At 45.6% G+C, this 9,775-nt stretch carries 9 protein-coding genes; 7 read left to right on the top strand and 2 right to left on the bottom strand.

All coding sequences use genetic code 11. From position 1 onward, the window contains the following. Positions 1-185: 185 nt before the first annotated feature. Positions 186-1,904, bottom strand: coding sequence for an ABC transporter ATP-binding protein (locus ACFQ1X_RS15680; RefSeq protein ID WP_144841636.1), 1,719 nt, complete (start codon positions 1,902-1,904; stop codon positions 186-188). Between the two features lie 199 nt (positions 1,905-2,103). On the opposite strand from ACFQ1X_RS15680, the gene ACFQ1X_RS15675 reads away from it, so the two are divergent. The 7 genes from ACFQ1X_RS15675 (at position 2,104) to ACFQ1X_RS15645 (ending at position 8,411) form a co-directional block, all read left to right on the top strand. Further along, a complete protein-coding gene (locus ACFQ1X_RS15675) occupies positions 2,104-2,967 on the top strand; it encodes a DUF6612 family protein (protein ID WP_144841635.1) in 864 nt (287 codons plus the stop codon). A 224-nt stretch (positions 2,968-3,191) separates the two neighbouring features. Continuing rightward, a complete protein-coding gene (locus ACFQ1X_RS15670) occupies positions 3,192-4,142 on the top strand; it encodes an ABC transporter permease (protein WP_144841634.1) in 951 nt (316 codons plus the stop codon). Further along, entirely contained in the window at positions 4,135-5,085 is a 951-nt protein-coding gene (locus ACFQ1X_RS15665; RefSeq protein WP_144841633.1) for an iron chelate uptake ABC transporter family permease subunit, read from the top strand. The genes ACFQ1X_RS15670 and ACFQ1X_RS15665 overlap by 8 nt, the downstream gene beginning before the upstream one ends. Continuing rightward, a complete protein-coding gene (locus ACFQ1X_RS15660) occupies positions 5,082-5,843 on the top strand; it encodes an iron ABC transporter ATP-binding protein (RefSeq protein ID WP_144841632.1) in 762 nt (253 codons plus the stop codon). Before ACFQ1X_RS15665 ends, ACFQ1X_RS15660 begins: the two co-directional genes overlap by 4 nt. Positions 5,844-5,864: 21 nt before the next feature. Continuing rightward, a complete protein-coding gene (locus ACFQ1X_RS15655; RefSeq protein WP_144841631.1) occupies positions 5,865-6,824 on the top strand; it encodes a siderophore ABC transporter substrate-binding protein in 960 nt (319 codons plus the stop codon). A 59-nt stretch (positions 6,825-6,883) separates the two neighbouring features. Beyond that, positions 6,884-7,186: an antibiotic biosynthesis monooxygenase family protein gene (locus ACFQ1X_RS15650; protein WP_144841630.1), complete on the top strand. Its 303-nt coding sequence runs from the start codon at positions 6,884-6,886 to the stop codon at positions 7,184-7,186. Positions 7,187-7,778: 592 nt separating this feature from the next. Continuing rightward, on the top strand, positions 7,779-8,411 hold the full coding sequence (locus ACFQ1X_RS15645; protein ID WP_144841629.1) for a phosphatase PAP2 family protein: 633 nt from the start codon (positions 7,779-7,781) through the stop codon (positions 8,409-8,411). 67 nt (positions 8,412-8,478) lie between these two features. Here ACFQ1X_RS15645 and ACFQ1X_RS15640 read toward each other — a convergent pair whose 3' ends face one another. Beyond that, the gene (locus tag ACFQ1X_RS15640) at positions 8,479-9,735 is read right to left on the bottom strand and encodes an ammonium transporter (RefSeq protein ID WP_379083345.1); all 1,257 of its coding nucleotides are present in this window, start codon (positions 9,733-9,735) and stop codon (positions 8,479-8,481) included. Positions 9,736-9,775: the final 40 nt, after the last annotated feature.

Genomic DNA, 9,775 nt, shown 5'->3' with positions numbered 1-9,775 from the left:
CCGGATCCTAGAAAAATTAGGCTACCTGACACCCAAAGAATTTGGGGCGCAAGCAGCCTAAAGATGGTGTTTTATATGTGTCTCAAATCGCTATGTCAGTCTAGGTCGCGCCTTTTATTTATTGTCCAGACTCCAGCGGCCCAGCTCTTCGGGTCATAAGCCACTTTGGCTGTCGCTTTTCTAGGCTACTGCTGAAACTGAATGCGGTGCAGATTTGCAAAGATGCCGTCGTATTCAAGCAGTTCGTTGTAAGCGCCTTGTTCGGCGATGCCGTCTTCGGTTACCACGATTACGCGGTCTGCATCGCGTATTGTTGCAAGCCTGTGCGCAATGATCAATGTTGTGCGGTTTTCCGCAAGCTCGGACAATGCTTCCTGGATGACGCGTTCCGTTTCCGTATCGAGGGCGGAAGTGGCTTCATCCAAAATCAGGATTGGCGGATTTTTCAGGAACATGCGTGCAATGGCGAGCCGTTGCTTCTGGCCGCCTGATAATTTCAAACCGCGTTCCCCAATCTGGGTTTCATAGCCTGCCGGCAGTTTATTGACGAAGTCTTCCAAATGGGCTTTACGGGCGGCCGCGAGAATTTCCTCGTCGCTTGCGCCTTGCTTTCCGTATGCAATATTTTCACGGATCGTTCCAGTGAACAGGAAGACATCCTGCTGCACGATACCGATATGGGAGCGCAACGAATGCTTCGTCATGTCCCGGATATCGATGCCATCAATGGCGATCGATCCTTGCTGGATATCGTAAAAGCGGGGAATCAACGTACAGATAGTCGTTTTACCGGCGCCGGATGGTCCGACAAACGCGATTGTTTCACCAGCCCGCAAATTCAGGTCGATGCCATTAAGGACTTTTTTGTGTTCATCATAACCAAAGTGAACATTGTCGAAGGTGATATTGCCTTGCAGGCCCGTAATTGGCTTTGCCCCTTTTTTGTCGACGATATCCGGATCCTGGTCAATCAGATCGCGGAAGCGGCTGAAGCCGGCCATGCCTTTCGGATACAATTCGAGCAACGCGCTGATTTTATCGATCGGTTTGATCAACACATTCAGGAACAGTACAAAACTGACCAGTTCGCCGTAACTCAACTCGTCTTGGTAGTTCAGCCATGCACCGTACACAAGAACGATTAATGTCAGAAAGCGTGTCATCATATAGATGCTGGAATGTGTGGCAGCCATAACTTTGTAAGCTGCAATCTTGGCGATGCGGAAACTTCCATTGTCTTTTTTGAAACGGCCAATTTCAAATTCTTCGTTAGTGAACGATTGAACAACACGCGCGCCGGAAACACTGTCTTCCACGCGCCCATTGACGTCTGCGATTTTTCCGTACATACTGCTCCACGCATAATTCATCTTGATATTGCAATAAGTGATCAGCCAAACCAGAAACGGAACGACGATCAGCGTAACAAGCGCCAGGTTCGGATTAATCCAGAACATGATGCCGAATGCGCCGAAGAAGGTCATGATGGCGATAAAGAAATCTTCCGGGCCGTGGTGGGCAAGCTCGCCGATATCGAATAAATCATTCGTGATGCGACTCATAATATGGCCGGTTTTAATATTGTCGAAAAAGCGGAAAGACTGGCGTTGCACATGGGTGAACAATTCTTCCCGCATATCGGTTTCAATATTGATGCCGAGTTTATGACCAAGATAACTGACGATGTATTGAAGGAAAGTGCTGATCAGGAAGACTGCCAGCAAGAGCAGGCTCACTGTAACGATTGTATTCCATTCGCCTTTTGGCAACAATTCATCGATAAAATATTGAACAGCCACAGGAAAGGCCAATTCAAGGATAGCGACAATTACTGCGCTGGAGAAATCAATGATGAACAGCCGCTTATGCGGTTTGTAATACTTGAAAAAATGCTTTAAATTCAAAGAATCCACCTCTTGTATTTTGTTGTACAGTCCGGATAAATATGGGCTGATTGCTGCAATATTTTTTCTCACAATGAAAAGTATAATCCAAAACCTTGGAATAAACGATTGGAATTTCGGGAATTGAACTATTTATTGAAACTTTCTGCTGTTTTCTTCGTACTAATAACTAACAGAGCAACTTGAAAGGGTGAACGATTTGAAGAAATGGATGACTTTTATGGGGGCAGGAGCACTTGCTTTCACCTTGTCAGGGTGCGGGGAAACGGCACAGCCTGCAGACGATTCCGAAAAGGAGAATGCATCAGACACCAGCGGTTTAACTTTAGAGGAAGTTTTCAGTCGTTCGGCTGAAGCTACTGATGAAGTTTCAAGTTTGCATGCAGACGTTTTGACCGATCAATTAATGGCGATGGGTGAAGAGGGCATGGAGATGGAAATGACCGTGGATCTGGGTATGGATATGACGAGAGAACCGCTGGCATTTTATCAGACAGCAGAAACTTCGATCGTTTCTGAAGATATCCAAAATGAAAATCCGATGGCTACAGAAATGTATTATACCGAAGCAGGACTTTTCACATATGAACCTACAATGGACATGTGGATAAAAATGCCGGAGGACAGCCTGGTGGGCATGGAGGATTTAATAAGCCAGGATTCAGTTGATCCTTCCGAGCAGTTGGAGCAGCTGCAAGCGTTTCAGGATGACTTTGTTTTTGAGCAGTCAGCGGATGAATATATTTTGAAATTGGATGCTACGGGAGAAGAGTTTAAAGCCCTGCTTGATGAGCAGATGGAAGGAACGCTCGGGAAAATGGAAATCGAGGCGCAGAGGTTTCTCGAGGACATGACAATCCAGTCGGCAAGCTATGAAGTTTTTATTGATAAAGAGACGTTTTTAACAAACAGTATGAATATTAAAATGGATATGGACTTGAATATCGAAGGAGATACAATGAACATAGTATCCGATATCCAGACCACTTACAGCCAATACGATGAAATCGACGCCATTACTGTTCCGGACGAAGTTCTGGAGCAGACTGAAGAAAATTCATAAGAATATGGGAAAAGAACATGTCTCCTGACATGTTCTTTTTTTTGCGCAACACTTGACGAACTTTCACCAAATAATGGAAAATCAAACCTAATTGAAAATAATTCTCATTTATTCGTTGACTCTTGTTTTCGGACTGTTATACTTAGATTTGTGAGTAAGTGATAATGATTATCAATCTCATAATCAATCAATTTCTTTTTATTGAACACGGATGAGGGTCAGCTATGAAAAAACGTTATTTAATACCGGCATTAATCATACTGTCTTTCATCTCTCTGTTTGTCGGAGTTAGCAGTATCAGTCCTTTGGATCTGCTGGATTTCCAATCGGAAGAAACACAGATTTTCCTGATCAGCCGTCTGCCAAGGCTGGTCGCGATATTGCTGGCGGGTGCAGGGATGAGTATGGCAGGACTCATCATGCAGCAATTGAGCCGCAATAAGTTTGTGTCACCAACAACCGCAGGCACACTTGATGCTACAAGGCTTGGCATTCTCGTCTCGATGCTGCTGTTCGCGAATGCATCGATGATTGAGAAGATGGCTGTAGCTTTCGCATTTGCGCTTGCGGGAACGTTCCTCTTTATGCAGATTCTCAACCGCATCAAATTCAAAGATGCGATATTTATTCCTTTGGTCGGTTTGATGTTCGGGAATATCCTGTCATCCATCACAACATTTTTCGCTTACCGCGCGGATGTCATACAGAATATGTCCGCCTGGTTGCAAGGCGATTTCTCGATGGTCATGAAAGGCAGCTACGAACTGCTCTACATCAGTGTTCCGGTATTTATCATCGCTTATCTATACGCCAACCGCTTTACGGTTGCAGGAATGGGCGAGGATTTTTCCAAGAACCTGGGGCTGAAATACCGCAGCATCGTGAACATCGGTTTGGTGCTTGTAGCGCTGATTACAGCGACAGTCGTTTTGACAGTGGGGATCATCCCGTTTCTCGGCTTGATCATCCCTAACATCATTTCAATTTTCAAAGGCGATCATTTACAAAAAACATTGCCGCATACAGCAATGCTTGGAGCCATCTTCTTGCTGCTGTGCGATATTCTGGGGAGAGTTTTGATTTACCCGTATGAAATTTCCATCAGCCTGATGGTCGGTGTCATTGGAAGCTTCATCTTCCTCTTCTTGTTGTTTAGGAGGAAGTCGTATGCGTGATTTACATAAAATGTTTATATTGCTTGGGCTGGCTCTGGCCGCTTGTGGAATGTATCTCTTCCATGACCTGAACGGAAGTTTCGACTATGCATTGCCAAGGCGCGGCGTCAAAGTATTCGCCATGGTGCTGACGGGGATAGCGATCGCCTATGCGACGGTGGTTTTTCAGACCATCACGCATAACCGGATCCTTACCCCAAGCATCATGGGGCTCGATTCACTTTATATGCTGCTCCAGACTTTGCTGATTTTCTTCCTCGGTTCCGACCACATCAGCATCATGAACCGGCAGGTGAACTTCATTCTGTCGATTGCGGCTATGGTCGTTTTCGCCTTGTTGTTCTACCACCTTCTGTTTAAGAAAGGGAACCAGCCGATTTATTTCCTGTTGTTGATCGGCATCATTTTCGGCACATTTTTTGGAAGCATTTCTACCTTCCTGCAAGTATTGATCGATCCGAATGAATTCCAGATCGTCCAGGACCAGATGTTTGCGAGTTTCAATAACGTCAACTCAGACCTGGTCTGGCTGTCTCTGGTCATCATCGTTCTATTGATCGCATTTGCCTGGAAGCATAACCCATCGCTTGACGTGCTGTCGCTCGGCCGGGATACTGCGGTGAATCTGGGAGTCAATTATGATTCCATTGTCCGCCATATGCTCATCCTGTCCGCGGTGTTGATCGCCATCGCCACAGCCCTTGTCGGCCCCATTACATTCTTCGGGCTGATTGTGGCGAATCTGTCCTATCAATTTTTCAAGTCGTACAAACATTCAGTGTTGCTGACTGGCGCAATTGTTATCAGCATCGTTGCACTGGTTGGAGGCCAATGGGTAGTGGAACGGATCTTTACTTTCAACACGACACTAAGCGTCATCATCAACTTCATCGGCGGAGTTTACTTCATCTATCTGTTATTAAAGGAGAGTCGGGCTAAATGATCCAAGTACGCGAACTGACAAAACTTTACGGAAAAAAACAAGTCGTGGAAAATGTCTCGGTGAATATCCAGCGCGGCCAGATCACATCTTTCATCGGACCCAACGGTGCCGGGAAATCCACACTCCTGTCAATGATCAGCCGGCTCCTGGATGCAGATACCGGTGAAGTTTTGATTGATGCCACGAATACGAAAAAAATGAAATCCAGTGAATTAGCGAAACGGGTTTCCATTTTAAAGCAATCGAACTTTATGAACGTCCGGCTGACGATCCGTGAATTGGTATCATTCGGACGCTTCCCTTATTCCAAAGGGCGCTTGAATGATGAAGATGAGAAAATGGTCGACCAGGCGATTGAATATATGGATCTTGGAGAAATGGAACATTCCTATTTGGACGAATTATCCGGTGGCCAGCGCCAGCGTGCATTTATTGCCATGGTCATTGCCCAGGACACGGATTATGTCCTGCTCGATGAGCCATTGAATAACCTGGACATGAAACATTCCGTCCAGATCATGAAAATTCTGCGCAGGCTTGTCGATGAACTCGGCAAAACTGTCATTATCGTGTTGCATGACATCAACTTCGCATCCGTCTACTCGGACCGGATTGTTGCTTTGAAAAATGGCCGTGTCGTAAAAGATGGGCCGACAGAAGAAATTATCCAAAGTGCAGCTTTAAAAGAAATCTACGATATGGATATTCCGATTCGGCAAATGGACAATTGCCGGATTTGTGTGTATTTCAATTCTTAAAAAAAGAGGAGCTCGAATAATATGAAAAAATTATTATTGATCGCATTCACATTAATGATGGTGGCTTTCCTTGCAGCCTGTGGTGCGGATAAAGAAGCAGCAGATACAAACACTGCCTCAGCGGATACGAAAGAAGAGGAAGTTGAAACGGTAACAGTAACTCATGAACTGGGCAAAACAAAAGTTGGCAAAAATCCTGAAAAAGTAGTCGTATTCGACTTCGGAATCCTTGATTCAATGGACAAACTGGGTATCGAAGCGGTTGCCGGTGTGCCTCAGGGGAACATTCCGGGTTACCTGGAAAAATTTGCTGACGCTGAAAAATACGAAAATGTCGGGACGTTGAAAGAAGCCGATTTCGAAGCGATTCACGCCATGAAGCCGGATCTGATCATCATTTCAGGTCGTCAGGCTGCTATGTACGAAGAATTTACCGATATCGCGCCGACAGTTCACTTGGGCGTGGATACAACGAAATACATGGAATCGTTTGAAGGCAATATGACGACACTTGGTGAAATCTTCGGGAAAGAAGATGAAGTGAAAGAAGAATTGGCTGCAATCGAAACTCAGATTGAAGATGTTAAAGCGAGCGCAACTGATGAAGAAGCATTGATCGTGTTGGCAAATGAAGGCAAAGTGAGTGCATACGGAGCAGCTTCACGCTTCGGTATCATCCATGATGTGTTTGGTGTAAAACAGGCTGACGAAGGAATCGAAGCTTCAACTCACGGACAAAGCATTTCATTTGAATACATTCTGGAAACCAATCCGGATATGATGTTTGTTGTTGACCGCAATGCTGCAGTCGGCGCGGATGCAAGTGCCAAAGATTCGCTTGAAAATGAATTGGTGCAAAAAACAACTGCTTATAAAGAAGAAAAAATCATCTACCTTGACCCTGACTACTGGTATCTGTCTGGCGGCGGATTACAATCAGTCAGCGAAATGGTGAAAGCGATCCAGTCTGCTTTCGAATAATTTTTCAATAGTATTAAAACGAAAAGTATCTTAGTTCACTTTTTAGGAGGAACCAAAACATGTTCGTGCAAATGAAAACCTTTGTTGTAAAAGTAGGGACTTCGCAGATTGTGTTAGATCGTTTTGCGGGTCAGAACAAATTAGCTGAGCAGCCTGGTTTTATTGACCGCGCCATCCTGGAGAAGGATGTTCGCCGCGGTGATGAAGAAGTGGTCCTGTATGTCCGCTGGGAATCGAAAGAGGACTGGAAGAATTGGGAGAAGCATCCCGACCATATCGCTGGCCACAAAGCGAAAATCGGCAAGCCGAAACCCGATCATATAATCGAAGTCACTCAAAGCACTTACCATGTACACACATAAGTAATGTATATCAGAAAAAGCGATCCGAATTTACGGATCGCTTTTTTATTTTACAATATTACAAAAAAGAAGATTTTTTAATCTTTTCGCTCTAGGCGGACGCGTTCCGCAGGGAGCGGCCTGAGCCTCCTCGCTCGCTACGCTCACTGTGGGGTCTCAGGATTCGCTCGATTTCCTGCTGGAAGCGGTTCGCGCTTGCGGGAATCGTTTGCGACGAAGCTAGCGAAGCGATGCAGGAGCACATCTTTGCCCTTCGCCGCCTTCCGCTTCATTCAATTTTGTCTAAAAAAGGTTGTGACTAACTTTTACAATATAAACTTAAATTTTTAGCCTTTTATAGAAAGTAATCTGAGATATGGAGCAAAACAGCGAAGACGCCCGGGGGACTAAGCGAAGTGCTGAGATCCACTCGGGCGAAGTGGAACGAGACCGAGTTAGCTCAGCGCGAGCCCCCCCAGGCAAGCGCAGTTGTTTTGCGCAATATCGATTTTCTTTCTCAATAAGATAAGGAAGATTCGGTTCGCTTTTTCTGTTTCATATAGAAGGAACAGGAAAGTCTTCTATGATAAACTGAATATACTGAAGAAAGAGGGTGAAGGCTATCAAACGTCTATTCTATCCACTGGGAATGGCGACTTTGATCGGTTTTTTTGCAATCTTGACGAGTTATACGAACGATGGAATTTTGGAATTTGATGTGAGTTCGATGGAAGTGCTCCACGGCATGTTCGGGCTGGAGATGCTGTCGGTTTTTGGGGAGCGCCGGGTTATTTTCGTGGCCAGCCTGGGTCTGATCGTTTACCTGTGGGTGATGAGGCAAAATTTCAGGGGGATGTTCTTTGTCTTTCTTACTGTTGGAGTCGGCAATGCCTTGAATGAGCTGATGGAATACTTTTTCGTCGAGGAACGGCCGGATCTTCCGCGCGGACTGGAAACTTTCGGGTATCCGTCCAGCCATGCGATGCTTGGCTTATTATTCTTCTTTACTTTGGCTTATTTCTTAACCGATCACATGGCATCCAGATATGTGAGCTGGATAATCTGGCTGCTCGCGGTGTTCGTGGTGGTGCTGGTCGGACTGTCCCAATTGGCCGCCGGTGTGCATTTCTTCTCGGATGTAATGGCAGGGTGGTTTGCCGGCTACTCACTGTTTGTGGCTGTAGCCATATGGTATGAGATGCGGGAAAAGAAATTTAAAAAGAGAATTGAAGAAGACGTTGAATAAATTGGAACAGAGAAAGGGCGACGCTGTTTAAGCGGTCGCCCTTTCTCTGTTTATCATAAAATATTATTCAGGATTTCTGGACTTCGACATGGTCGCCTAACTGGTTGAGGCGGTTGGCGAAAGAATCTCCTGCACCAGAAGATCCTTGCAGAACTTCATCCATAGAATATGCTTGCGAACCGTGCTCTGCGAAATCCAGTCCGCTTTCCTCTTCTTCAGCAGAAACGCGAAGAGGTATAAACAGGCTGATGGCTCCGAGCACAAGTCCTGTTGCAATTGAAGTCCAAAAAACTACTGCAAGGACACCTACCGTTTGAATGCCGAGGATTTCTGCGCCTCCGCCATAGAGCAAGCCTCCCGAAGTATCGAACAATCCGATTGCAAGTGTACCCCAAATTCCGGCGATGCCGTGGACCGAGATGGCTCCGACCGGATCGTCGATGCGGATTTTTGAATCCAGCAATCGAATAGCTTCTGTCATGATAACGCCAGCTGCCAAACCGATTGCAATGGCTCCGATAAATGAGACATTCGCTGCGCCGGCTGTAATTCCGACAAGCCCTGCAAGTGCACCGTTCAACGTTAACGAAGGATCAATTTGTCCGTATTTGAAACGTGTATATCCTGCGGTTGCAAGAACACCTGCAGAAGCCGCCAATAAAGTGTTGGCAATCACCGATGGCACAAGCTCCGGATCAGCTGCAAGTGTACTGCCGCCATTAAATCCAAACCATCCTAGCCACAGGATAAAAACTCCTAATGCGCCAAGTGGAATATTATGCCCGGGAATCGAATTGACAATCTTCCCGTTGTATTTACCGATGCGGGGTCCAATTTTCCACGCTGCCACAAATGCTGCAACTGCCCCGGTCAAGTGAACCACAGTTGAACCGGCAAAATCGATAAAGCCAAGCCCTGCCAGCCAGCCGTCTGCCCAGACCCAATGTCCGACAACCGGATAAATGACTGCAGTAATAGCGACAGTCAATAAAATATATGCCGATAGATTAACCCTTTCTGCAACAGCGCCGGAAACAATCGTTGCACAAGTTGCTGCAAAAACTGCCTGGAAGACGAAGAACGCTATGTCCGCATCCCCTAAAAGTGCAAACCCTTGTGTACCAATCATGCCGAAAGCCGATGGGCCGAACATAAGCGCAAATCCGACAATAAAATAAAGGATTGAACCAAGTGATATAGTAATAATATTTTTCATTAAAATATTCAATGTATTTTTCGAACGTGTAAATCCTGACTCCTGTGTAGTGCAATATAGAAGTACAGAGTTATGAAACGAAAAAGTACATAACGCTGCACTGTGCAAAGGCACAAAAAAAGACTTGCCAGTCTTCCAAAATTTCTCT

It is taken from the genome of Metaplanococcus flavidus (genome assembly GCF_042675885.1).
GTDB classification, from domain to species: Bacteria; Bacillota; Bacilli; order Bacillales_A; family Planococcaceae; genus Planococcus; species Planococcus flavidus.
Note: the sequence above shows the minus strand (reverse complement) of the source record. Positions and strands in the feature narration are given on the sequence as shown.

Coding starts and splice junctions, on each gene's coding strand:
- ACFQ1X_RS15650 (WP_144841630.1), top strand. CDS start 6,884: ATGTTCGTGCAAATGAAAACCTTTGTTGTAAAAGTAGGGACTTCGCAG.
- ACFQ1X_RS15655 (WP_144841631.1), top strand. CDS start 5,865: ATGAAAAAATTATTATTGATCGCATTCACATTAATGATGGTGGCTTTC.
- ACFQ1X_RS15670 (WP_144841634.1), top strand. CDS start 3,192: ATGAAAAAACGTTATTTAATACCGGCATTAATCATACTGTCTTTCATC.
- ACFQ1X_RS15660 (WP_144841632.1), top strand. CDS start 5,082: ATGATCCAAGTACGCGAACTGACAAAACTTTACGGAAAAAAACAAGTC.
- ACFQ1X_RS15665 (WP_144841633.1), top strand. CDS start 4,135: ATGCGTGATTTACATAAAATGTTTATATTGCTTGGGCTGGCTCTGGCC.